General features: G+C 66.8%; 28 protein-coding genes and 1 tRNA gene. 12 read left to right on the forward strand and 17 right to left on the reverse strand.

The genetic code is table 11. From position 1 onward, the window contains the following. Nucleotides 1-58 precede the first annotated feature (58 nt). Nucleotides 59-520 carry a DUF1465 family protein gene (locus GGQ89_RS16990; protein WP_184106552.1) on the reverse strand — a complete coding sequence of 154 codons (462 nt, stop codon included), beginning with the start codon at nt 518-520 and terminating at the stop codon, nt 59-61. A 90-nt stretch (nt 521-610) separates the two neighbouring features. Continuing rightward, nucleotides 611-808 carry a YdcH family protein gene (locus tag GGQ89_RS16995; RefSeq protein WP_056437698.1) on the reverse strand — a complete coding sequence of 66 codons (198 nt, stop codon included), beginning with the start codon at nt 806-808 and terminating at the stop codon, nt 611-613. A 205-nt stretch (nt 809-1,013) separates the two neighbouring features. Here GGQ89_RS16995 and GGQ89_RS17000 point away from each other — a divergent pair, with 205 nt between their 5' ends. Further along, on the forward strand, nt 1,014-1,169 hold the full coding sequence (locus GGQ89_RS17000) for a YdcH family protein (RefSeq protein ID WP_076716590.1): 156 nt from the start codon (nt 1,014-1,016) through the stop codon (nt 1,167-1,169). A gap of 91 nt (nt 1,170-1,260) precedes the next feature. Here GGQ89_RS17000 and GGQ89_RS17005 read toward each other — a convergent pair whose 3' ends face one another. The 6 genes from GGQ89_RS17005 to GGQ89_RS17030 all read right to left on the reverse strand — a co-directional run bounded on the left by GGQ89_RS17005 (nt 1,261) and on the right by GGQ89_RS17030 (nt 4,397). Then, complete coding sequence (locus GGQ89_RS17005) at nt 1,261-1,626, reverse strand: PilZ domain-containing protein (protein WP_244955810.1); 366 nt, start codon at nt 1,624-1,626, stop codon at nt 1,261-1,263. Between the two features lie 237 nt (nt 1,627-1,863). After that, entirely contained in the window at nt 1,864-2,325 is a 462-nt protein-coding gene (dksA, locus tag GGQ89_RS17010) for an RNA polymerase-binding protein DksA (protein WP_058744014.1), read from the reverse strand. 326 nt (nt 2,326-2,651) lie between these two features. Then, nucleotides 2,652-2,957, reverse strand: a complete 306-nt coding sequence (locus GGQ89_RS17015) for a hypothetical protein (protein ID WP_184106553.1) — start codon at nt 2,955-2,957, stop codon at nt 2,652-2,654. A gap of 125 nt (nt 2,958-3,082) precedes the next feature. Further along, on the reverse strand, nt 3,083-3,586 hold the full coding sequence (locus GGQ89_RS17020; RefSeq protein WP_184106554.1) for a hypothetical protein: 504 nt from the start codon (nt 3,584-3,586) through the stop codon (nt 3,083-3,085). 48 nt (nt 3,587-3,634) lie between these two features. Further along, complete coding sequence (locus GGQ89_RS17025) at nt 3,635-3,844, reverse strand: hypothetical protein (protein ID WP_184106555.1); 210 nt, start codon at nt 3,842-3,844, stop codon at nt 3,635-3,637. Nucleotides 3,845-3,881: 37 nt separating this feature from the next. Beyond that, complete coding sequence (locus GGQ89_RS17030; protein ID WP_076716593.1) at nt 3,882-4,397, reverse strand: host attachment family protein; 516 nt, start codon at nt 4,395-4,397, stop codon at nt 3,882-3,884. A gap of 89 nt (nt 4,398-4,486) precedes the next feature. Here GGQ89_RS17030 and serS point away from each other — a divergent pair, with 89 nt between their 5' ends. From serS to tyrS, 5 genes are all read left to right on the forward strand, one after another. Continuing rightward, nucleotides 4,487-5,764 (forward strand): serine--tRNA ligase, encoded by a 1,278-nt coding sequence (gene serS / locus GGQ89_RS17035; protein ID WP_184106556.1) that lies wholly within the window; start codon nt 4,487-4,489, stop codon nt 5,762-5,764. Continuing rightward, nucleotides 5,764-6,528: a 5'/3'-nucleotidase SurE gene (gene surE / locus GGQ89_RS17040; RefSeq protein ID WP_184106557.1), complete on the forward strand. Its 765-nt coding sequence runs from the start codon at nt 5,764-5,766 to the stop codon at nt 6,526-6,528. Before serS ends, surE begins: the two co-directional genes overlap by 1 nt. Nucleotides 6,529-6,647: 119 nt before the next feature. Beyond that, nucleotides 6,648-7,802: a peptidoglycan DD-metalloendopeptidase family protein gene (locus tag GGQ89_RS17045; protein ID WP_240456326.1), complete on the forward strand. Its 1,155-nt coding sequence runs from the start codon at nt 6,648-6,650 to the stop codon at nt 7,800-7,802. Between the two features lie 110 nt (nt 7,803-7,912). Beyond that, the gene (locus GGQ89_RS17050) at nt 7,913-8,311 is read left to right on the forward strand and encodes a hypothetical protein (protein WP_076716597.1); all 399 of its coding nucleotides are present in this window, start codon (nt 7,913-7,915) and stop codon (nt 8,309-8,311) included. A 56-nt stretch (nt 8,312-8,367) separates the two neighbouring features. Continuing rightward, nucleotides 8,368-9,594 carry a tyrosine--tRNA ligase gene (gene tyrS, locus GGQ89_RS17055; protein WP_221239002.1) on the forward strand — a complete coding sequence of 409 codons (1,227 nt, stop codon included), beginning with the start codon at nt 8,368-8,370 and terminating at the stop codon, nt 9,592-9,594. Between the two features lie 255 nt (nt 9,595-9,849). Here the strand turns inward: tyrS and GGQ89_RS17060 are convergent, their stop codons facing one another. Further along, the gene (locus tag GGQ89_RS17060; RefSeq protein WP_076716600.1) at nt 9,850-10,290 is read right to left on the reverse strand and encodes a DMT family transporter; all 441 of its coding nucleotides are present in this window, start codon (nt 10,288-10,290) and stop codon (nt 9,850-9,852) included. A 30-nt stretch (nt 10,291-10,320) separates the two neighbouring features. Beyond that, a complete protein-coding gene (gene recG, locus GGQ89_RS17065) occupies nt 10,321-12,375 on the reverse strand; it encodes an ATP-dependent DNA helicase RecG (protein ID WP_184106558.1) in 2,055 nt (684 codons plus the stop codon). Between the two features lie 80 nt (nt 12,376-12,455). Between recG and GGQ89_RS17070 the strand changes: the two genes are divergently transcribed. Both GGQ89_RS17070 and mfd read left to right on the forward strand, forming a co-directional pair. Further along, complete coding sequence (locus tag GGQ89_RS17070) at nt 12,456-12,722, forward strand: FAD assembly factor SdhE (protein WP_007404480.1); 267 nt, start codon at nt 12,456-12,458, stop codon at nt 12,720-12,722. A 52-nt stretch (nt 12,723-12,774) separates the two neighbouring features. After that, nucleotides 12,775-16,242: a transcription-repair coupling factor gene (gene mfd, locus GGQ89_RS17075; RefSeq protein ID WP_184106559.1), complete on the forward strand. Its 3,468-nt coding sequence runs from the start codon at nt 12,775-12,777 to the stop codon at nt 16,240-16,242. 41 nt (nt 16,243-16,283) lie between these two features. On the opposite strand, the gene GGQ89_RS17080 is transcribed toward mfd, so the two are convergent. After that, complete coding sequence (locus GGQ89_RS17080; protein WP_184106560.1) at nt 16,284-16,715, reverse strand: YybH family protein; 432 nt, start codon at nt 16,713-16,715, stop codon at nt 16,284-16,286. Beyond that, complete coding sequence (locus GGQ89_RS17085) at nt 16,703-18,412, reverse strand: putative bifunctional diguanylate cyclase/phosphodiesterase (RefSeq protein WP_184106561.1); 1,710 nt, start codon at nt 18,410-18,412, stop codon at nt 16,703-16,705. Before GGQ89_RS17085 ends, GGQ89_RS17080 begins: the two co-directional genes overlap by 13 nt. Before the next feature lie 83 nt (nt 18,413-18,495). On the opposite strand from GGQ89_RS17085, the gene moaA reads away from it, so the two are divergent. The 3 genes from moaA to GGQ89_RS17100 all read left to right on the forward strand — a co-directional run bounded on the left by moaA (nt 18,496) and on the right by GGQ89_RS17100 (nt 20,676). After that, nucleotides 18,496-19,551 (forward strand): GTP 3',8-cyclase MoaA, encoded by a 1,056-nt coding sequence (gene moaA, locus GGQ89_RS17090; RefSeq protein ID WP_380773062.1) that lies wholly within the window; start codon nt 18,496-18,498, stop codon nt 19,549-19,551. Beyond that, entirely contained in the window at nt 19,548-20,327 is a 780-nt protein-coding gene (locus GGQ89_RS17095) for an NAD kinase (RefSeq protein ID WP_056437748.1), read from the forward strand. The genes moaA and GGQ89_RS17095 overlap by 4 nt, the downstream gene beginning before the upstream one ends. A 274-nt stretch (nt 20,328-20,601) precedes the next feature. Next, nucleotides 20,602-20,676, forward strand: a tRNA-Asn gene (locus GGQ89_RS17100). A gap of 111 nt (nt 20,677-20,787) precedes the next feature. On the opposite strand, the gene GGQ89_RS17105 is transcribed toward GGQ89_RS17100, so the two are convergent. Together GGQ89_RS17105 and GGQ89_RS17110 are read right to left on the reverse strand one after the other, a co-directional pair. Beyond that, nucleotides 20,788-21,111, reverse strand: coding sequence for a DUF4326 domain-containing protein (locus GGQ89_RS17105; RefSeq protein WP_184106562.1), 324 nt, complete (start codon nt 21,109-21,111; stop codon nt 20,788-20,790). A 2-nt stretch (nt 21,112-21,113) separates the two neighbouring features. After that, nucleotides 21,114-22,013: a site-specific integrase gene (locus GGQ89_RS17110; protein WP_184106563.1), complete on the reverse strand. Its 900-nt coding sequence runs from the start codon at nt 22,011-22,013 to the stop codon at nt 21,114-21,116. Nucleotides 22,014-22,053: 40 nt separating this feature from the next. On the opposite strand from GGQ89_RS17110, the gene GGQ89_RS17115 reads away from it, so the two are divergent. Then, nucleotides 22,054-22,275, forward strand: coding sequence for a hypothetical protein (locus GGQ89_RS17115; protein ID WP_184106564.1), 222 nt, complete (start codon nt 22,054-22,056; stop codon nt 22,273-22,275). 57 nt (nt 22,276-22,332) lie between these two features. On the opposite strand, the gene GGQ89_RS17120 is transcribed toward GGQ89_RS17115, so the two are convergent. From GGQ89_RS17120 to GGQ89_RS17130, 3 genes are all read right to left on the reverse strand, one after another. Continuing rightward, complete coding sequence (locus GGQ89_RS17120) at nt 22,333-22,566, reverse strand: hypothetical protein (RefSeq protein ID WP_056437757.1); 234 nt, start codon at nt 22,564-22,566, stop codon at nt 22,333-22,335. Further along, entirely contained in the window at nt 22,566-22,961 is a 396-nt protein-coding gene (locus tag GGQ89_RS17125; RefSeq protein WP_184106565.1) for a hypothetical protein, read from the reverse strand. The genes GGQ89_RS17120 and GGQ89_RS17125 overlap by 1 nt, the downstream gene beginning before the upstream one ends. After that, nucleotides 22,954-23,327: hypothetical protein (locus tag GGQ89_RS17130; protein WP_221239003.1), on the reverse strand; the 374-nt coding region annotated here is incomplete at its 5' end. The genes GGQ89_RS17125 and GGQ89_RS17130, both read right to left, overlap by 8 nt.

A 23,327-nucleotide genomic window follows, 5' to 3' on the forward strand; every position in this document is an offset into this window, starting at 1 on the left:
CCCTCTACCATGCTGCGCAAGGTCCCCTCCCCCCTGTGGGGGAAGGAATGGTGCCCGACTAGAACGCCCTACCCAACCTCGCATGCAAAGCCTGCACGGGGCTGGCGGCCTGGGCGTCTTCACCGGCCATGGCATCGAGCCGCTCGACCCGGCGGTGCAGGTCCAGGCTCGCCTGGGTCAGCCGCCGCGCCGGTTCGGGCAAGGCGGCAAGCTGCGCTTCGTCGGTATCCGGCGAAGCCCCCAGGCGCCGAACCGGCTGCCGCGCCTCCGCCCAGTCCATTTCACCGGCTTCGACCGCGCGCTGGGTCAGCACCCATGCGATGACGTGCATCAGCCGCGTCGTCACCTTCAGCGACTCGCAGGAAAAGGCGACCCGCACCACCGGATCCAGCCCATCGCGCTGGTCACGGCCGATCCCGTCGAAATAGCCACGCGCCGCCTCGGCCAGGGCCATGGCCTCGACATACAGGCCGTCGATCAGCTTGGCATGGAAGGGGGATTGGGACGCGATGGAAGCCATGGCCTCTGGCTCGCACGACATTCGCGCCCGGAACAAGACGAGGTTCGGCGCGGGCTGTCCCGATACGAAGCGGTCCGGCCGCCGGGATCGTCAGGCGATGATATCGGGGATCAGCCGGTCTTCCAACTCGGCGAGTTCGTCGCGCAGCCGCAATTTGCGCTTCTTCAGCCGCGCGATCTGCAACTGGTCGGGGGTCGTGGATTGCAGTAGCGCCGCGATCGCGTCGTCCAGGTCGCGATGCTCGGTTCGCAACATGTCGATCCGCGCGCGTGCCAGCGTGACGTCCATCCTGCTCCCCCTTTGCGACCGGTACGGAAGGAAGCCCGACACCGGTCCCGCCCCTCTAGCAAGCCCGAAGGCGCGCGGCGAGAGGCGGCATCACGTCATCGTGCCAAATACCTCATCCGGTCGATTCTGACGAAAATGGATGAGGACAGACGATGATTTTGGTGTTTTACTCAGTCCCCCAAGCAATGACAGGAGGTTGAAGCCCATGCATACGGCGCATCAAACGGCCCTGGAGACCAAGCACGCCACGCTCGACCGGCGAATCAGCGCCGAATCACAGCGTCCCGTGCCAGACGCGCTGATTTTGGCGGATCTCAAGAAGCAGAAGCTAAGACTGAAAGAAGAGATCCAAGGCCTATAGCCTGGACGCGGCCGCGCGGGTCAGCCGACCCGCCGCGGCCCATGTCGGGGGCATACGCCGCCCGATACCTATCCCCGATAGTATTTCCGAATCAGTGGTGGAACGGCTTGGTCTTCAGGCCCGTCGCAGGCTTGGCATATTCCGGTGTCGATGCACCACCGCCGACCGGCTTGCGAACCAGCGTCGGATCAATCTGGCGGTCGAAGGCAACGCCCACCCGCCCCTGGGTGCACCAGGCGATCCGCCCCGACACCGCGCCGACACCCCGCAAATTGAGCGACACGGCCGTGCCGATTTCGACCGAAATGGGCAGTTCGGCCATCAGGCCGCCTTCGGAAATATTGCGGACCCGCACGTCACGGGGCGAGGTTTCGTCACCCAGCGTCATCTGCGCCATCAGCAACAGGCTGTCGCGCCGTCCGGCCCGGTCGCTGCGTTCCAGTTCGTCTTCCGCCATTTCAGACCCATTTGCGGGCGCACGGTTCGTCATGTCCATGATGATCGTCCCCGCTTTCCCGTTACCACTCGCGCGACCATGCGATACGCATCATCACGTTGCCAACCCCTTAATGAAAGCGGTTCCAGACATCTGTTGACGAACAGGACAGGTCTTTGACGTTCGCGCCCGCATTTCGCAAGCCGAACCCCGTACCGGCGCCCCGATCCGCTTTGACCGGAGCACCGGGCCGGTGCATCAATCGTCGCGCGAGACCTTCTCGTTCCGCTCGTGACGCTCCTGCGCCTCGACCGTCATGGTCGCGATCGGCCGCGCCTCCAGCCGACCGAGGCTGATCGGTTCGCCGGTGACTTCGCAATAGCCATATTCGCCCTCCTCGATCCGACGCAGCGCGGCGTCGATCTTGGAGATCAGCTTGCGCTGGCGGTCGCGGGTGCGAAGCTCGATCGACCAGTCGGTTTCGCTCGACGCGCGATCGGTCAGATCGGGTTCGCGCAACGAGTCGATCTGAAGCTGGGACAGCGTACCCTGCGCCTCGCGCTGGATCGCTTCCTTCCAGGCGATCAGCTTGCGGCGGAAATAGGCCTGCTGCTTCAGGTTCATGAAAGGTTCGTCCGCCGAGGGACGATAATTCTCGTCGATATCGTTGGCCGCATCCGGGCCGGTGGATTCCGTCACGCGATTAAACACCGTCGCCATACCACTCTCCCAAAGGGCCCGTCGGTGCGACGTTCGGCACCGTGTCCTCGGGGCCGCCCCCTGATGGTCGAGAGGGCCTATAATCGGTGCCACCGTCTGCCGCAAGCGACCGGCGTTTCATCGTCTTGCCAATTTCTATAATAAAGTTGCGATGTTAACCGGGCATGGACGAATTGGTGCCATTATGGTCAGTTTACAGACCCGATCATCGAATCTTGACTGTCGCCGGGCCGTCCATGTCCCTAAAATATGGTCCGCGACGGTTCGCGAATCCCAAAGCTAGACGCGGACGGCCAATAATGGGTTTGACCTGAAGCCATTGTTGGTCACTGTGATGACAGAAACGCTGGAAAAACTTGCCTTTGGGGCGATCGGGTGGCGATGCCGGAACCATCACCCGGTTTGAAGCCTTGGTCCGGTCCCGTGTCGTTTGCGGGCCTGAACCGTTTGAGGATGTGACGATGTCTGTGCGAATGGCCTTGGCAAAACTGACGGCCTGTGTCGCTGGCGGCGCCGTGATCGGCGGCGGAGCCGTCCACATGGTCGATCGTCCCGAGCGCCCGGCGCTGGTCAAGCAGACCAAGGTCAAGAAGCGCATCGTGCATCATCGCCGGCTGCCCGCGCGGCGGCATGCCGTCACACGCACGACCACGACCACCACGACGCCATCTCCGACGGTCGTGACCGTCATGACGCAGGAACCGCCGGTTCCCGTCCCCCTGCCCGCCACCGCACCGTCGGTCGCGCCGGGCGGCGGCTATGTCCCTGCGGTCATCGGCGGCTGGGGTGGCGGTTTCGGCGGCGGCTGGGGCGGTGGCCTTGGCGGCGGTTTCGGGTTCGGCGGCGGCTTCGGCGGCGGCGGCGGATCGAGCGGAAGCATCGTGATTTCGTCGACCAGCAGCGGCGGATCGACCTCGTCGGCATCGGGCGGGTCCGGCGGATCGGGTGGTTCGTCCACCTCGTCGGCCTCCGGGGGTTCGGGCGGATCGTCCACCTCCACCGGCGGCGTCAGCAGCACCTCGTCCAGCGGCAACGTGTCCAGCACATCATCGTCGGGCAATGTGTCGAGCACCTCCTCGACCGGCGGCTCCTCTACCTCTTCGGGTAACGTATCGTCGACATCCTCGACCGGCGGTTCGTCGACCTCCTCGGGCAACGTCTCGTCCACCTCTTCGACCGGCGGCTCCTCCACTTCGTCGGGCAATGTTTCGTCGACGAGTTCGTCCTCGGGCAATGTCAGCTCGTCGAGTGCGTCCAGCACCTCTTCGGCGTCGTCGGCATCGTCCGCCTCCTCGGCTTCGTCGAGCGGCTATGCGTCGAGCAGCAGCGGCTGGTCGTCCAACGGCTCGTCGGCCAGCTCGGCCTCCAGCGCGTCGTCGGCGTCGAGCGCTTCTTCGGCCAGCAGTGCCTCATCCTCGGGCGGTGACACGCCGCCCCCGACGCCAGTGCCCGCCCCGCCGATGGTCCTGCTGTTCGGCAGCGCGGCGGCGGCGCTGGTCATCCGGCGGCGACTGGCCAAGCCGAAAACGGCCTGACCCGCCGCCGCCCGGTGGCGGTTACGCCTTTTGCAGCGCGGCCTCGATCTCGGGCACTGGATGCCCGGTCAGATCCTTGGCCAGTTCGCCGACCAGCCGGTCCTCGACCGCCTTGTGATAATGTTTGCGCAACTCACCCAGCGTCTTGGGCGGGGCAACGACGATCAGCGACTCGAACTCGTTGGCGAGTGCACGGCGCTTGAGCATCTCGGCGGTCTCGGCCGCGAAGCGATCCTCCTCCTGCTGATGGAAGTCGGTCTCGCCCATCGTGCCGCGCGACGCGGCGAACTGCGCACCCTGGCCGCCGCCACCCGCCTGGTTCGATCCGCCCTGTGCGATCGGCGGCGCACCCGCGCCGCTTTGGGTGGAGGACGCCGCCCCGGCACTGTCCGTCTTCTGGTCGCGATCCGCCGGATTGGGGTGTTCGACCGCGTGCTCTACGATCAGATTGGGATAGTCGGCATCCCCCTCGTTTCGAAAGAACAGGCTCTTGCGGCCATCGACGACCAGCACGAAGCTGTTATGCGGCACCTGCATCGCGTTTCTCCTTCTATGAGCCCAGGGATAACGCGGACGCTTCGCCACGGGTTGCGTGACGGCGGAGCGAACGCCATAGCCTCCGCCCCATGCACGACATTCGCCTGATCCGGGACGACCCCGCCGCCTTCGACGCCGCCCTCGCCAAGCGGGGTGCGGAACCCCAGGCCGATACGCTGATCGCGATCGACGAGCGCCGCCGCGCCGTCATCGCCGAGGCGCAAGACGCGCAGACCCGCCGCAACGACCTGTCCAAGCAGATCGGCCAGGCCAAGGCGGCCAAGGACGAGGCGCGCGCCCAAGCCTTGATGGACGAGGTCGCCGCGCTGAAGGCCAAGCTCCCGGAGCTGGAGGAGCAGGAGCGCAGCGTCGAGGCCGAGCTGAACACCGCGCTCGCCGCCATTCCCAACCTGCCCGCCGCCGATGTGCCGGAAGGAGCGGACGAGAATGACAATGCGCTCGTCCATCAGAAAGGGAGCCCCGCGACCTTCGCCTTCGAAGCGCGCGAGCATGACGCGATCGCGCCTGCGCTGGGCATGGATTTCGAGACCGGCGTGGCGCTGTCGGGCGCGCGCTTCACGCTGCTGCGCGGCCCCATGGCGCGGCTGTCGCGCGCACTCGGCCAGTTCATGCTCGACCGGATGACCGAGGAAAACGGCTTCGAGCTGGTCCAGCCGCCGTTGCTGGTCCGCGACGAGGCCGCCTTCGGGACCGGCCAGTTGCCCAAATTCGCCGAGGACCTGTTCCGCACCACCGATGGCCGCTGGCTGATCCCGACGGCGGAAGTCTCGCTGACCAACATCGTGCGCGAGGCGATCCTGAGCGAGGCGGAACTGCCGCTGCGCTTCACCGCGCTGACCCCCTGTTTCCGTTCGGAAGCGGGTGCGGCCGGGCGCGACACGCGCGGCCTGATCCGCCAGCACCAGTTCGACAAGGTCGAGATGGTGTCGATCACCACCCCCGACCAGTCGGATGCCGAGCATGAGCGGATGACCGCCTGTGCCGAGGGCGTGCTGGAGGCGCTGGGCCTGCCCTATCGCCGGATGCTGTTGTGCACCGGCGACATGGGCTTCTCGGCGGCGCGCACCTATGATCTGGAGGTCTGGTTGCCCGGACAGGCGCGCTATCGCGAGATTTCGTCCTGTTCGACCTGCACCGATTTCCAGGCGCGGCGGATGATGGCACGCTATCGCCCCACCGAAGGCAAGGGCACCCGCTTCGTCCATACGCTCAACGGCTCGGGGCTGGCGGTCGGCCGTACGCTGGTCGCCGTCATCGAGAATTACCAGCAGGCCGACGGCTCGGTCGTCGTGCCCGAGGTCCTGCGCCCCTATCTGGGCGGGCAAGCGGTGCTGGAGCCGCGCTGATGCGCATCCTGCTCACCAATGACGATGGCTATCATGCGCCGGGGCTAGCCGCCCTGGAGCGGATCGCGGCGACGCTGTCGGACGATGTCTGGATCGTGGCGCCCGCCGAGGATCAGTCGGGGACCAGCCGTTCGCTGACCCTGACCCGGCCGATGCGGCTGCGGCAATTTGGTGAGCGGCGCTTTGCGGTGACGGGCACGCCGACCGACTCGGTGCTGATGGCGCTGGGCGAGGTGATGAAGGACGCCAAGCCCGACCTGATCCTGTCGGGCGTCAATCGCGGTGCCAATCTGGGCGAGGATGTCTTCTATTCGGGTACGGTATCGGCCGCGATGGAAGGGGCGATGGCGGGCATCCGCTCGATCGCGCTCAGCCAGCGTTATCCGACGCAAGGGGTCGGCGACCAGGTCTCCTTCGCCACCGCCGAAGCCTGGGGGGAGCGGGTGCTGCGCCCGTTGCTCGACCTGGACTTCGCAGCCCGCACGCTGATCAACGTCAACTTCCCGCCGGTCGCGCCGGACGCGGTCAAGGGCATCCGTATCGCGCGCCAGGGCCTGCGCGACTATGGCCGGGCACGGTTCGAGAAGCGGGCCGATCCGCGCGGATATGACTATTACTGGCTGGCGCTGGGCCGCCTGCCGCATCGGCCGGGCGTGGACAGCGATCTCGACGCCATCGCCGCCGATCACATCGCGGTAACGCCTTTGCAACTCGACCTGACGCATGACCCCTCATTCGTTATGCTTAACGAAGCCTATCGCTAAGCGGATCACGAAACGGCTTTCTGGGGGACGTGGGGTTGGGTCGGACATCGGTTGCCATCGGGCGGATCTTGGGGCTGGGGCTGCTCGTATCGGGCTGCATTCCCAATATGGAGCCTCCCATGCGCGCCGCCGAACCGGTCGCACCTCCTGCTCCAGTCGTCACCGCGCCGCCACAGGCCAGCCCGGTGACGCGGCCTGCCCCCGTCAACCCTGTCTCCCGGCCAAGTTCGACGCGGCCGACCATCCGTCGCTCGGTGCCCGTCACCACTGCGCGCCCTGCCCAGCGCCCGCCGGTTGCGGCGCCGGTCGCCCAGCGGTCGGTTCCCGTTTCGACACCGACCGCGCCCGTATCCTCGCTGCCCGCCCCGCGCCCTTCCTGGGAAGTGCGCCCCGTCGCGCCCGACGCGCGCGAAATCGCGGAGAGCGTCTATGTCGTGAAGCCCGGCGACACGCTGCGCGCCGTGGCGGATCGCGCAGGGGCCGGTTCGGAAGTCATCGCGCGTGCCAACGGGCTGACCCCGCCCTTCATGATCCGCGCGGGCCAGCGCCTGACCATTCCCGGCGGCCGCTATCACCTGGTCCGCTCGGGCGAGAGCGGCATCGCCATCGCTCGGGCCTATGGCGTTTCATGGTCGCGGATCGTCGATGCCAATGCGCTCAGCGAACCCTATGTCCTGCGCGCCGGACAGCGGATCCTAATCCCCGGCACGGCTCCCGGCGCCACGCCGCTCAGCAGCGCCGCCGAGCGCGCCGCCGCCTTCAAGCTCGACGTGGACGACATCCTGACCGGCGGCGAGCCCGCGCTCGCCAGCAACCAGGAACCGGCCAAGCCCAGCGCGACGCCGCGCCGCGTCCTGCCCCCGACCGCCGTGGTCGCGGCCCCCGCGCGGCTGCGCTCGGGCTTTGCCTGGCCGGTCGACGGCCGCGTCGTGAAGCGGTTCGGCGCGGGCTCCAGCGGCGAGCGCAACGACGGCATCAAGATCGCGGCGCCGGTGGGCACGCCGATCAAGGCGACGGCGGACGGCGTGGTCGCCTATGTCGGTGACGGGATCGCGGCGCTGGGCGGGCTGGTCATCGTCAAGCATGGCGACGGCTGGACCAGCGTCTATGGCCATGCCTCGAAGCTGATAGTCCAGCGCGGCCAGAGCGTGAAGCGTGGCCAGACGCTGGCGCTGTCCGGACAAACGGGTTTTGCCGACCGGCCCGAACTGCATTTCGAGCTGCGCCGGGGCCGCACCCCCGTCGATCCGCTCAGCCAGCTGCCCAGGCCATGACCCATGCCTGCTTTATGAACGCTGCCTAACGGGTGGTTCAGGATTCGGAACGCCACGACCTGTCATAGGTTGAAAACGAACACGGGGCCGTTGCCCTTGGGAGTTGGCGTATGAAGAAGATGTTCCATGTTCTGGCGGCGATCGGCCTGTCCGTGACGGGCGTCGCGGCGACGACGGTCCTGCCGGTGGCGAGTGCCGAAGCGCAATCCTGGCGCGGTGACGATGGGCCCCGCTATGACCGGGACCGGCGCGATCGTCGCGACTGGCGCGAGGATCGCCGCGACTGGCGGGGCGAACGGCGCGGCTGGCGTGACGACCGGGGCTGGCGTAGCAACGACTGGCGCGCTCGCCGCGAAGCCCGCGTCGCGCGCGAATATGACCGGGCGCGCCGCACCCCCGGCTATGTCGATCCACGCTCGCAGGGCGACTATACCAACTATACCGGCCGCGGCTCGGGTTATCGCCCCTGCAACTATGTCGAGCGTAACGGACGTACCGTCTGTCGCTGACCCCCTGATGCCTTTGGGGTGACGAACGCGGATCGGCGGTGTAACGGCCAGTCATCATGGCATACACTTCCGATCTGCTTCGCACCCTGGATGAACGGGGTTACGTCCACCAGATGACCGACGGCGCCGCACTGGACCGTCTGGCCGCAGGCGGCGTGGTGCCGGGCTATATCGGCTTCGACCCGACTGCGCCCTCGCTGCATGTCGGCAGCCTGGTGCAGATCATGCTCCTTCGCCGGATGCAGCAGACCGGCCACAAGCCGATCGTCCTGATGGGCGGCGGCACCGGCAAGATCGGCGACCCCAGCTTCAAGGACGAGGCGCGCAAGCTGCTCGGCGAGGACGGGATCAAGGCCAATGTCGCCTCGATCAAGCGCATCTTCGAACGCTTCCTGACCTTCGGTGACGGCCCGACCGATGCGGTGATGGTCGACAATGCCGACTGGCTCGACAAGCTGGAATATATCCCGTTCCTGCGCGAAGTGGGTCAGCATTTCTCGGTCAACAGGATGCTGTCCTTCGATTCGGTGAAGCTGCGCCTCGACCGCGAACAGTCGCTCAGCTTCCTCGAATTCAACTACATGATCCTCCAGGCCTATGACTTCCGCGAACTGGCGCAGCGTCATGGCTGCCGGTTGCAGATGGGCGGATCGGACCAGTGGGGCAATATCGTCAACGGCATCGAGCTAGCCCGCCGCATGGACGGGACGGAAGTGTTCGGCGTGACCACCCCGCTGATCACCACGGCGGACGGCGGCAAGATGGGCAAGACGATGGCGGGTGCGGTCTGGCTGCACGAGGACCAGCTGCCGCATTTCGATTACTGGCAGTTCTGGCGCAACACCGACGATCGTGACGTCGGCCGTTTCCTGCGCCTGTTCACCGACCTGCCGCTGGACGAGATCGCGCGGCTGGAGGCACTGGAAGGCGCGGAGATCAACGAGGCCAAGAAGATCCTCGCCAACGAAGCCACCGCCATGTGCCGTGGCCGCGCGGCGGCGGACGAAGCGGCCGAGACGGCGCGGCGGACTTTCGAGGAAGGTGCGGCGGGTGCGGCGTTGCCAAGCTTTGCGGTCGAGGGCGGGTCGGTTTCCATCGTCGACGCGCTGATCGGGCTGGGCTTTGCCAAGTCCAAGGGCGAGGCACGGCGGCTGATCGCGGGCGGCGGCGCGCGCGTCGACGGCGAGAAGGTGGCGGACGAGAATGCCGTCATCGCCGTTCAGGGCGAGCCGGTGAAGGTTTCGTCGGGCAAGAAGAACCACGGGTTGCTGACGGCGGGGTAATTCCCGTGGCCTTCGACTTCGGCGCTATGTGCCGAAGTTTATCCTGAGCGGCTGGCTTGCCAGCCAGCCGAAGGGCTCAGGCTGAACGGGGTTGAGGGCTACTTCCTCTTCATAAGGGCTGTTCCCCGGCGAAGGCCGGAGCCCAGTTTCTGCCAAGTCGACGAAGCGGGATAGCGGTGCGTGGGAGGCATCTTCGCCGACCAATCAGCCGCAAAGCAACTGGCCCCCGGCCTTCGCCGGGGTACGAGCCGCGCCTCACCCCCGCTTCACCACGACCGCGCCCGCAATCACCAGCGCCACCCCCACGACCTTCCCGATCGTCACCGGCTCGACCCGCACCCCGAACAGCCCGAAATGGTCGACGATCAGCGCCGCCACCAGCTGGCTGGCGATCGCCGCCGTCAACGCCACGGAAATCCCCAATCGCGGCGCGGCATAGGCCAGCACGGCCACGAACCCGGCGCCGTAAAAGCCGCCCAACCACGCCCAGCCCGGCGCGCCCTTGAGCGCCGTCGGACTCGTCCGGTCCATTGCCGCCCAGGCGACCGCCAGGACGATCGTCCCGATCAGGAACGAGGTCAGCGCCGCCAGCACCACCGACCCCGACGCCTTGGCGAGTGCCGCATTGGTCGGCGGCTGGATCGCCAGACCGAGACCGGCGATCAGGACGAGGATGAGCGGAAAGACAGCAGCCATCCGCGCCTAACGCCGCGAACGCCGCTTCGTTCAGCCCGAACGCAAGAGCGCGACGCCTGCATCCCGCTCGAACAGATAGAGGGCCGTCCGCGCCGCCTGCCCGCGCGGTGCCTCCAGCCCACCGTCACGATCGATCAGCAACCGTGCGTCGTCCTGCGCGCACTGCATCAGGTCGGCCATATTCTCCGGCGTCGCGAGCCGGAACGCCATCTCCCCCGATTGCCGCGTGCCGAGCAGTTCGCCGGCCCCGCGCAACCGCAGATCCTCTTCGGCGATACGGAACCCGTCATTCGTCTCGCGCATCAGGGCAAGCCGCGCCCGCGACGTTTCCGACAAATGCGAGCCCCGCAGGAGCAGACACCGCGACAGCCCCCCGCCCCGCCCGACGCGCCCGCGCAACTGATGCAACTGCGCCAGGCCGAAGCGGTCGGCATGCTCGATCACGATCAGCGTGGCGTTAGGCACGTCGACCCCCACCTCGATCACCGTCGTCGCGACCAGCACGCCCAGCCGTCCGCCCGCAAAAGCCTCCATCACCGCGTCTTTCTCGGCAGGCTTCATCTTGCCGTGAACCAGGCCGACCCGTTCGCCGAACCGCGCGCGCAGGGTCTCGGCGCGCATTTCGGCGGCGGCGAGGTCGGACTTTTCGCTCTCCTCGACCAGCGGACAGACCCAGTAAGCCTGCCCCCCGTCCGACAGATGCCGACCGAGCGCGTTGACCACTTCGTCAAGCCGGTCCTCCGACACCACGCGCGTCTCGATGGGCTGGCGCCCCGGCGGCATCTCGTCCAACCGGCTGACATCCATCTCGCCGTAATTGGCGAGCGTCAGGGTGCGCGGGATCGGCGTCGCGGTCATCGCCAGCAGGTGCGGCGGGGCCTTGCCCTTGGCGGACAGCATCATCCGCTGCGCCACGCCGAAGCGATGCTGTTCGTCCACCACGACCAACGCCAGGTCGCGATAGGTCACGGTCTCCTGAAAGATCGCATGGGTGCCGACCAATATGTCGATCTCGCCCGCTGCCAGCGCCATCAGCGTGGCCTCCCGCGCCTTGCCCTTGTCGCGGCCGGTCAGCACCGCGATCTCGAGCGGCAGCCCGGCGAGCGTCTTGCGCAGCGTCTCATAATGCTGGCGCGCCAGGATTTCGGTCGGCGCAAGCATCGCCGCCTGGGCCCCCGCCTCCACCGCGATCAGCATCGCCATCGCCGCCACCAGCGTCTTGCCCGCCCCCACGTCACCCTGGAGCAGGCGCAGCATCGGCGCGTCCTGCGCCAGATCACCCTCGATCTCGCGCACCGTCCGGCTCTGCGCGCCGGTCAGCGTGTAGGGCAGCTTGAGCATGTCCCTCAAGCGCCCGTCGCCGTTCAAGGCCCTCCCTCGCCGCTTGCGGGTATCGGCGCGGACCAGCGTCATCGCCAGCTGGTTGGCGAACACTTCGTCATAGCCCAGCCGCTCGCGTGCCTTCGCGTCCGCCGGATCGGCATGGATGCGGGCCAGCGCATCCTTCCAGTCGGGCCAGCCGCGCTGCGCCTTCAGGCCCGACTCGATCCATTCGGGCAGTTCGGGCGACCGTTCCACCGCCTGCGCCGCCAGCGCCCCCAGCCGCCGCGAGGTGATTCCTTCCGACAAGGGATAAATGGCCTCGCGCTCGCGGAAGCCTTCCGCGCTGTCGCCCAGATCGGGATGGACGATCTGCAAATCCTGGCCATAGAGGTCGAGGCGACCCGACACGACCTTCGTCTCGCCGATCGGCAGCAGCTTCTTCACCCAACCCGAATTGCCACCGAAATAGACCAGCGCGACGCTGTTGCCCGCCGCATCCTCTGCCCGCACGCGCGTCGGCCCGCGCGGTGAGGACGAAGCGCGATGCTCCTTCACGGTCAGCGCGATGGCGATCACCCTCCCCGCATCCGACATCATCAGTTCGTCACGCGGAAAGCGGTCGATATGGCCGGTCGGCAGATGAAAGGCGACATCGACCACGCGCGCGATGCGCAGGCGTTCGAGCGGCTTGGCAAGGCCGGGCCCGACGCCTTTCAGCGACGTGACCTCGGCGAACAGCGGATTGAGGATATCGGGACGCATGACTAGATGGGTGCGTATAGCCTCAAGCCCCCGCACGCCGCCAGAGCATGTGGGCGTTAATCTCGTTGGATCGGAACCCCATGGACCACGAAACCCGTATCAAGCGCCTCCGCTTCCGCGCATGGCATCGCGGCACCAAGGAAGCCGACCTGATGATCGGCGGCTTTTTCGACGCGCATCACGAGACGTTGAGCCTTGAGGAACTCGACTGGTTCGAGGCGCTGCTGGAGGAGCAGGATGTCGATATCATGGCCTGGGCGATCGGGACGCAGCCCTGCCCGCCGCAATGGGACGGCCCGGTGATGCAGCGGATGCGCGCGCTGAATTTCGTGCCGATCGCCCGGTAACTTATTCAAGTTCAGCCGTTCACCTGCCCGACGACCCCAGCTTCGGAACCCCATGCCCGATATCAAGACGATCCTGACCGCCAAGAGCCCGCTGACCCTGTCGGGCGTTCCGGCGGGGTTCCTGCCGGTGCTGCTCGCCGATCTGGCACGAGCCGCGACCACGCGCGCGGTATTCATCTGTGCCGACGAAGCGCAGATGCGCGAACTGGCCTCGACCGCGACCTATTTCGCGCCCGAGCTGGAAATCCTGCAGATCCCCGCCTGGGACTGCCTGCCTTATGATCGCGCCTCGCCCACCTTGCGCGTCATGGCGGAGCGGATCGCGGGACTCCACCGGCTCCAAACCAAGCCCAAGACGCCGCAGCTGGTCCTGACCACGGCCAATGCCGCGACCCAGCGTGTGCTGACCCCGTTCCGCATCCGCCAGCTGGTCGCGCGCCTCGCGCCGGGCGAGCGGATCGGGCTGGAGAAGCTGTCCGCGCTGCTCCAGGCGAACGGCTATGTCCGTACCGAGACGGTGCACGACCAGGGCGAGTTCGCGGTGCGCGGCGGCCTGGTCGATCTGTTCCCCAGCGGCGAGGAACAGGCGTTGCGGCTCGATTTCTTCGGCGACGAGATCGAGAGCGTTCGCACCTTCGACCCCGCCGACCAGCGGACGACGGGCCGGGTCGAGGGCTTCACCCTGCTCCCCGCCTCCGAGGCGCTGCTCGACGAGGAGTCGATCAAACGCTTCCGCACCCGCTATCGCGAAACCTTCGGCGCGACCGCGACCGGCGACCCGCTGTATCAGGCGGTGTCCGAGGGGCGGCGTATGGCGGGCATGGAGCATTGGCTGCCGCTGTTCGAGGAGAAGCTGTCGACGCTGTTCGACCATCTCGGCGAGGCTGCGGTGGTGGTGCGCGACAGCGGCGTAACCGCGGCAGCGACCGCGCGATTCGAGGCGGTGGCGGACTATTATGAGAACCGCAAACGCGCCGAGGCCGCGCAGCCGGGCAGCTTCCGCCCCCTGCCCGCCAAGGCGCTGTACCTGACGGACGAGGAATGGGGCGAAGCGCTGGAGACCGCGACCGCGCATCTCGTCTCGCCCTTCCATGAGCCGCAAAGCGCCACCGTCCTGGATTTTGAAGTCGACGGCGCGCGCGATTTCGCGCCCGAACGCGCCGCCCACGCCAATATCTATGAGGCGGTGGTCGATCATGTCGAGGCGCTCCGCAAAGAAGGCCGCAAGCCCGTCCTCGCCAGCTATTCGATCGGCGCGCGCGAGCGGCTCGGGAGCCTGCTGAAGGATCACGGGCTGAAGGGCGCCAAGGCGGCCGAAACCTGGCAGGAAGCGCTGGGCATCGCCGATACCTCCAAGAGCTTCGGCGTCGCTCTGGTCGTCCTGCCGCTCGACCATGGTTTCACCGCACCGGGCATCGCGGTGCTCACCGAACAGGACATGCTGGGCGACCGGCTGATCCGGCGGCAAAAGCGGCGCAAGTCGGCTGACGCCTTCCTGGCCGAACTGGCGACGCTCTCGCCCGGCGACCTGGTCGTGCACTCCGACCACGGTATCGGCCGTTATGAGGGGCTGACCTCGATCCCCGTGGGCAAGAGCCCGCATGACTGCGTCGCGCTCTCCTATGCGGGCGGCGACAAGCTCTACGTGCCGGTCGAGAATCTCGAAGTCCTGACCCGCTACGGCTCGGGCGAGGACGGCGCGACGCTCGACCGGCTGGGCGGCGAGGCGTGGCAGCGGCGCAAGGCCCGGATGAAGGAGCGCATCCGCGAAATCGCGGGTGAACTGATCGCGGTGGCCGCCGAACGCGCGCTGCGCCCCGGCGAGGTGGCCGAGCCCGACAGCGCGGGCTATCCGGCCTTTGTCGACCGTTTCCCTTACGAGGAGACCGACGATCAGGACCGCGCCATCGACGATGTGCTGGGCGACCTGACGGCCGGCAAGCCGATGGACCGGCTGATCGTCGGCGATGTCGGCTTCGGCAAGACCGAGGTGGCGCTGCGCGCCGCCTTTGTCGCGGCGATGGCGGGAATGCAGGTGGCGATCGTCTGCCCCACCACGCTGCTCGCCCGCCAGCATTACAATAATTTCGTCGCCCGTTTCGAGGGCTTCCCGATCAAGATCGGCCGCCTCTCCCGCCTCGTCACCGCCACCGAGGCCAAGCGGACCAAGGACGGCGCGGCGAGCGGCGATATCGATATCGTCGTCGGCACCCACGCGCTGCTCGCCAAGAATGTCGAGTTCAAGCGGCTGGGCCTCGTCATCGTCGATGAGGAACAGCGGTTCGGCGTCACCCACAAGGAACGGCTGAAGGCGCTGAAGGCCGACGTCCATATGCTGACGCTGACGGCGACGCCGATCCCGCGCACGCTGCAAATGGCGATGTCGGGCCTGCGTGAGCTGTCGGTCATTCAGACGCCGCCGGTCGATCGCCTGGCGGTGCGCACCTATGTCATGCCCTGGGATCCGGTCGTGCTGCGCGAGGCCTTGCTGCGCGAACATTATCGCGGCGGACAGAGCTTCCTCGTCACCCCGCGCGTCGCCGACTTGCCGGATATCGAGGAATATCTACGCAAGGAGGTGCCGGAGGTCCGCTATGTCGTCGCCCACGGCCAGATGTCGGCGACCGAGGTCGAGGAGCGCATGTCCGCCTTCTACGACCGCAAGTTCGAAGTGCTGGTCTCGACCACCATCATCGAGAGCGGCATCGACATTCCGTCCGCCAACACGATGATCGTCAACCGCGCCGACCGCTTCGGCCTGGCCCAGCTCTATCAGTTGCGCGGCCGCGTCGGCCGGTCGAAGACGCGCGCCTATGCCTATATGGTCACGCCGCCAGAGCGGATGATGACCGAAGCGGCGGAGAAGCGCCTGAAGGTGCTGTCCGACCTCGATTCACTGGGCGCGGGCTTCCAGCTGGCCAGCCATGACCTGGATATTCGCGGCGCGGGCAATCTGCTCGGCGACGAACAGTCGGGACATATCAAGGAGGTCGGCTACGAACTCTACCAGTCGATGCTGGAAGAGGCGATCCTGGAGGCCAAGGCGGGCGGCGCGTTCGAGAAGAAGCGCGACTTCTCGCCCCAGATCACCGTCGACGCACCGATCCTGATCCCCGACGATTACGTCCCCGATCTCGACCTGCGGATGGGGCTGTATCGTCGCCTGAATGATCTGGAAAAGAACCGGGAAGTCGAGGAATTCGCCGCCGAGATGATCGACCGTTTCGGGCCTTTGCCCGAGGCGACCGACAACCTCATCCAGGTCATCAAGATCAAGCTCAACGCCAAGACGGCGTGCATCGCCAAGATGGATGTCGGCCCGCGCGGTGTGCTGGTCGCGTTCCACGACAACCGCCCGCCCAATGTCGACGGGCTGTTCGCCTATGTCGAGCGGCTGGGCGAACTGGCCAAGCTGCGCCCGGACGGCAAGCTGGTGCTCAACCGCGCCTGGCCGGACGCCAAGGCGCGGCTGCACGGCGCGCTGCAATTGTCGAAGGGATTGGCAAAGGCGGCGGGGTGAGCCCTCCCCCTCCCCACGCATAGCTTGGGGAGGAATGAGGATCAGCTGCTATGATCGGAGACGATTTTCCAGCCATCGGCGCGGCGTTCGAAGACCAGGGTGGTCATCCCGCTCTCGGCCTTCGCGCCGCCCGACAGGTTCCATCGGGCGAAGAGGATACGGCGATCGCCGATCCGCTTCAGATGGAGAAAGTCGAAGCGAAGCTGGCCGCGACTATTCCCACCACCAGCGAAACTCTTGCGATAACTGTCGGCGATAGCGGGCTTTCCCTGGATCAGCCCCTTGCTGCCGACAAACACCGCATCGGGTGCATAGATGGCCATGAAGCGGTCGAGATCGCCGCCATTCCATCCTTGCGCACTCTCCAGCATCACCGACCGGATCGCGGCTTCGGTCGGATCGGCGACTGGGGCGGCGGCATGAACCGCCATGGGCGACAGCGCAAAGGCCGCCGCGATCGTCAGGCCGCGCATTCCATTTCTCCCTCAACCATCGCCTGCAACGCCTTTTCGTCCAGCGGCGCGGCGCACAGGAAACCCTGATAGGTGTCGCAGCCCAGTCGTCCAAGCAACTGGGCCTGCCCTTCGGTCTCCACCCCCTCGGCAATGATCCCCATGCCGAGTTGCGCCGCGATACGGATGATCCCGCGCACGACCACCCGGTCGCGCCGCGTTCCATCGACCTCGGTCACCAGTGCACGGTCGATCTTCAGATAGTCGATGGGCAGGCTGGTGAGATAGGCCAGGCTGGAATAGCCGGTGCCGAAATCGTCGATCGCCACCCGCACGCCTTCCGCCCGCAGCGTGTCGAGCACCTGCGCGGCGCGGTCCAGTTCGCGGATCAGGCCCGTCTCGGTGATCTCGACGGTCAGCCGCTCGATCGGAAAGCCGCTGGCCGCCACGCGGTCGAGGAAGATGCGGGCGAAACCGGCCCGCCCGATATCGGCGGCGGTCACGTTGATCGACAGGCGCAGATGCGACAGCCGCGCGGGCCAGCGCGCCGCGCGTTGCAGGGCGACCTGCTGGATATGGTCGGACAGCGCCAGGCCCAGATCGGCGCGCTCGGCAGCAGCAAACAGCGGATCGGCGCCCAGCGGCCCCAGGGTCGGATGCCGCCAGCGCGCCAGCGCCTCGACCCCCGTGATCCGCCCGGTGCGAATGGCGACCTGCGGCTGGAAGACGATATCGATCTCGCCGCGCTCGATGGCGTGGTGGAGGTCGGCCGCCAGGACGTCCAACGGCGCCACATCGCCGGGATGGGCGAAGCGCAGCATGGCGCCGTCGCTCGCCTGCGCCTGGGCCAGCGCCTCCCCCGCACGGGCGAGCAGGCTGGCGGGATCCTCATGGGCGCGCGCCTCGGACAGACCGAGCCGGACGCCCAGACGGATCGGCACCGCGCCCGCCTGTACGGGCTGAGCGAGCAGCGTCTCCAGCGTTTCGGCAATGGTCCGCGCCTGTCGGCCATCGGCGACGCCCGCCATGACGAATTCCGCACCGCCCGACCGCGCGACGATCGCCCGGTCGCCGAACGCCTCGGCCGCGACCGCCTGCATTCGCGCCTCGACCCCGCGCAGCAGCATATTGCCCGCCGGTCGGCCATGTGCGGCGTTGATCAGGTCCAGCCGCGACAGCGACACGACGATCGCGACGCAGGGATCGCCCCGATCCAGCGTATCGGCGACCCAGCGATGGATTTCGCCCACCTCGCCGTCCGCATGGGTGCGGCGTCGACGCACGTCGAGAGTCCGGCGGGCATGACGCTCGGCGAGCCGCAAGGCGGCATGGACCATGGGTTCGCCCGCATCGGGCGCCAGGATATGCGTGGCCCCCGCCGCAAGGAACGCATCGAGCGTATCGGGGCCCGAATCGGGCACCGAAACCAGCATGGCCGCCCCCGTCGCCGCGATCACCGCACCCAGTGCCTGCGCGGCACGAAGTCCAGCATCGCCCTCGCCCCGCGCATCGATCAGCGCGACGCGCGCCTCGCTGGCCAGGAAGGCGCTGACCAGCATGTCGCCGGGCGGATGCTCGCCGTCGCGCGGCGCCATCGACCAGATCGCCCAGCCGCCACGGATGATCGCTTCGTCCAGCAACGCAGGATGGCGGAACGAAAGCGCGAAGATCGCCGTTCCCCTGCGGTGGGCGTTAAAACCGAATTCATCCTGCGTCATGGGCGCACCCTATCCACCGCCACTGGGATCACCAACGGCAATCGATCTTGTTCGCGTCCCGCCTTGGGGCTACCGTCATGACGATGGGACGTGCCAATAATTCGTCCGATAATGCGGATGCCGTCGCTGTGACGGATCGGCGCCCGGCCGACGGGTCGCTGGTCGACCGCCATGGCCGCACGATCCGCTACCTGCGTATCTCCGTCACCGACCGCTGCGATCTGCGCTGCCGCTATTGCATGGCCGAGCAGATGACCTTCCTGCCGCGTGCCAAGCTGCTCAGCCTGGACGAGATCGCGATCATCGCCGAGCGGTTCATCGCCCGCGGCGTGACCCGTATCCGCCTGTCGGGGGGCGAACCGCTGGTCCGCCGCGATGTCGTCGATCTGGTCAAGCGGCTGGGTGGCTATGTCGGCCATGGCTTGGACGAGCTGACCATGACCACCAACGGCACCCGGCTGGCCGACCATGCGGGCGCGCTGGTCGATGCGGGCGTGAAGCGTATCAATGTCAGCCTGGACAGCCGAGATCCCGAACGCTTTCGCTATATCACCCGGCACGGCGATGTCGGTCAGGTGATCCATGGCATCCTCTCCGCGCGCGACGCGGGACTTGCGATCAAGATCAACATGGTCGCGCTCAAGGGGATGAACGAAGACGAGATTGCTTCGATGCTATCGTGGTGCGTTTCGGAGCGATTGGACCTGTCCCTTATCGAGACGATGCCGCTGGGTGCGATCGATGAGGACCGGGTCGACCGGTTCCTGCCGCTGACCGCCGTGTTCGATCGCCTGGCGGCGGAATTCCCGCTGGTCCGGGCCGGGCATCGCACGGGCGGCCCCGCCCGTTACTGGCAGGTGGAGGGCAGCGAGACGCGGCTCGGCCTGATCTCCCCCCTCACCGCGAATTTTTGCGATGGCTGCAACCGCGTGAGGCTGACGACCGAGGGCAAGCTGTATATGTGCCTGGGTCATGAGGATCAGGTGGATTTGAAGGCCGCGCTGCGGAACGGGGGCATCGAGGCGCTGGATACGGCGATCGATCTGGGGCTGGCGGCCAAGCCCGCCCGGCATGATTTCCGTATCGAGGCGGGATCGGCCCCGGCCGTGTCGCGCCATATGAGCGTGACCGGCGGATGACCCTTCCCGTCCGGCGGGCGCTCGTCGCCTCGCCCACCGCGCCCGCCCAGACGGCCGCCGCAGACCTGCTGCAAAGCGCCGACTGGGTCGATTTCGACGAGGCGGATTATGTCATCGCGCTGGGCGGTGACGGCTTCATGCTCCAGACGCTGCACCGCATGCTGGAGCGGCGGCGCGGGGCCGTGCCGGTGTTCGGCATGAACCTGGGCACGGTCGGCTTCCTGATGAACGAATGGCGCGGCTATGGGCTGGAGGATCGGCTGGCCCGCGCCAAGCCGTTCCGCGTCACCCCTCTGAAGATGACCGCCACCGGCATCGATGGCCGCGTCCATACCATGCCCGCGATCAACGAAGTTTCTCTCCTTCGTGAAACCCGGCAGACCGCCAAGCTGGAGGTGATGGTCAACGAACGCATCGTCCTGCCCGAGCTGGCCTGCGACGGCATCCTGGCCGCCACGCCGGCCGGATCTACCGCCTATAATTTTTCGGCGCAGGGCCCCATCCTGCCGCTCGGCTCGGCGCTGATCGCGCTGACCCCAATCAGCCCGTTCCGCCCCCGGCGCTGGCGTGGCGCGATCCTGCCCGACAAGGCCCGCATCTCGATCAAGGTCCTCGACCCCGGCAAGCGACCGGTTTCGGCCGTGGCAGACCAGCGCGAGGTCCGCGACGTGGCGCAGGTGGATATCTGCATGGACCGTTCGCGCGAGCTGACGCTGATGTTCGATCCCGAACATGCGCTCGACGACCGCATCACGATGGAGCAGTTCGTCTCCTAACGGAGGCCACCGCATAACCTCTTATTCCTCCCCTGCAAGGGGAGGGGGACCATCCGGAGGATGGTGGAGGGGTGTCACCCCTATCGAGAGCGGGACACCCCTCCGTCAGGCCTTCGGCCTGCCACCTCCCCTTGCAGGGGAGGAATGGAAGCCAACAAAGGCCCGACCCGCATTTATCCACAGCTTTGGCGGGGCGACTTACGCAAAAGCGTCAAAAAAGGGGTTGCGGGTTTTTCCTGGCCCTTTATAGGACCCCTCCACAGCGCCGGAACATTCCCTGATAGCTCAGCGGTAGAGCTCTCGACTGTTAATCGAGCGGCCGTAGGTTCGAATCCTACTCAGGGAGCCACCGGCGCTGTAGGTTTTCCGCCATTTCTTGCTTGAGCGACCAGCTCGCAACCGGCGGCATTATTACACACATTATGACAAGCGTTATGACATTCGCGGTCTGTTCCGCTGGCTAGAACGGCACTTCCGAATCGGCGGTGTCGAACGCCTGTGGCTCAAAGCCGGGATTGGCAGCGGCCAGCAAAATGTCTGCGTGGCATGGCTGGCCGATCGCGCACCAGCACGCCAGATCCTTGCCGGGCAACCTTTTCGCGACCATCTCCTGAAGGCTAGGACTATTCGCCAAGTGGGCAACGAACGCCGAAACCGCCCGGTCTGCGGATCGATCATCGGTGACAGGGTACGGATTGCCGAAAGGTCCCGGCCGGGCAACGCTGACCGCGTTCGCTGGCATCCGCCAGCCCTTCTTGCGCGATAGCTGAATCCGCTGCGGCATGATCAGTCCTCTCCTTCAATGCTTGCGGCGGCGCCAGCGGTCACGATCGTGATATGCTCGCGGCGGCGTGCAGCGATCCGCTTCGCCTTCTCTTGGTTCGCCTTGTTGTAAATGCGCGTGACCTCCAGCGTCGTATGGCCGGAGACTGCGCGCACGTCGTCGGTGCCGCTGTCGCCGATCTCCGTGATGCCGCCGTGGCGAAAGCTGGTGAACTTCAAGTCGCCGGGCAGCCCCGCTTTATCGCGGATGCGCCGGTGGAGCTTATTCATGTAATCCTTGGTGTAGGCCTGCCCGGTGCGCTCATCGAGGATAATCAGGTCGGCGGCATCACGGCGGTCGATCCGGCGGATTTCGGCCTCGAGCTCGGGGTATAGGTCGAGCCGCTCGCCGTCGATCGTATCGACCAGCGGAATGTCGACCACGTTGCCGGTCTTCGACTGGATAAGGCCGATGCGCTCGCCGGGGACATATCCGCCCCACCGGACGCCTCGGCTGACCCGGCCGTCAGGGTCCTCAAACCCGAAGGCATCATAGACGCGCTGGCACGCTTCGAAGCAGATCGCGGCGGCGGTCGCCATGCTCTGCTTGCCCATCTCGCGCGCGGCGGCGCGATAAGCGTCATACTCGGCGCGCGTCGCTGCGCGGTTGCCCCGGCCCGCTCCGCTGCTGGACTTGATGCCCATGCCCGCGAACGGGTTCTCTTTCACGCCCGTGGCCTTCCCATGGCGCGCCGCCTGGTTCCAGACGAGGCGACAGACCTGCATCGCATAGGAGCCCTGACGCTCACCGTGCTTCTCGCGCAGCTTTTTATAGAGCGTGTCGGCGGCGGTCGCGTCGATCGCGCTCGCCTTGCGCTGGCCGAACGTCCCCGACTTCATCGCAATATCTTCGATCTGGTTCATGCACATTTGATAGCCGGCGCGCGTGTTGTGACGGAGGGCGGTGAACCGCTCCATCTTCCGGTACCAGCCGAACAGCCATGCGACCGAGCCGGGAACGACCTTCGACAGCGCGCCCTCCCGCCATTCCTTGAACGCCTTGTTCAGCGCCTCGGCGTGCGTGATGGCCTTCGCGACGTCGGTCCCCAGCGGCGATGACGAGACAGGGCAGGTCTTCCCGTGGCGCTCGGTCGGCGGCGATGCCCACTTGGGCCGGACCCAATAATAGGCCTTCCCGCCATCGGCGCGGCGGTGAATCTGGACATAGGAAGGCAGGCGTACATTAGGCAAAGCCGAGATCCTCAGCGAGATCGGAGTTGAAGAGGTCGGCCAGGGCCGTATCGAGATCAGACCGAAGCGCGAGCATGGCGCCCTTCGGGCCGCGCGGCCGAAAGTTGACCTTGCCGGTCTTCTCCCATTCGCGCAGCTGCGCCTCGCCGATGCCGGTATAGGCCAGAGCCGTTTCGCGGTTCATGCCCGCAGGCCAGTCGGGCAGGTCGGCCAGAGCCAGTCCCATTATCCCCTTCCCTCCATCGGAATATGAGCGCGCAGGAATGCAGCCACACGTGCAAGGGCTTCGGTGTCAGCGACGACGCGGACCCGGCGGCACTCGGGGGCGGCGGTGATGGCTTCGCAGAAGAAGCGGCTGGGGTCTGGGCCTGTGCCATCGTGGCCGCTGCGATACATGCAGCCCGGCGGCGCGATGCGCATAGCCGCGTCTAGCGTTGCTCCCGCTTCCCACAGGCTGAGGAAGCCAGTGCGTGCCGCGTCGCTATCCCGGCCGCTATCGAATGATGCACGCGGACGAGCGGCACGGAAGATGCCGAAAAGCTCCTCCCGGTCGAACAGCTGTTCGGAATATGCGTGCTCACACAAATCGGCGAGCAGGATCAGGGAATCGGCGTCACGCATAGGTCCGGCCTTCCTCAGGAACATATCGCCGCCAGAGCGCCCTAAGAGCGTCGAGCCATGCGGTTGCATCTGCGCGCTTCGCCTGGGTCGCGCCCTTGCGCGCGAAGTGCTGGTGCGTGTCGGCCTGGGCGCGGATCCAGCATTCCGCGAACGGCGGCGGCGGTTCACCATGGGCGTCCAGCCGCGGGTCGAGGCGGCTATGCACCGCGTCGGACCGCTCCGGCGTCCAGTCGTCGGTCGACCGGTGTCGCTCGATCGACAGGCGGCAGATCAGGATCATGCACCACGCCCCGAAGGAGGGCGCCCGACCCTCGGCCCGCAGCTGCTGCACATCCGGCTGCATCTGCCAGCTGTAGGCGCTCTCGC

The organism is Sphingomonas yabuuchiae, from assembly GCF_014199595.1.
In the GTDB taxonomy this organism is placed as follows: domain Bacteria; phylum Pseudomonadota; class Alphaproteobacteria; order Sphingomonadales; family Sphingomonadaceae; genus Sphingomonas; species Sphingomonas yabuuchiae.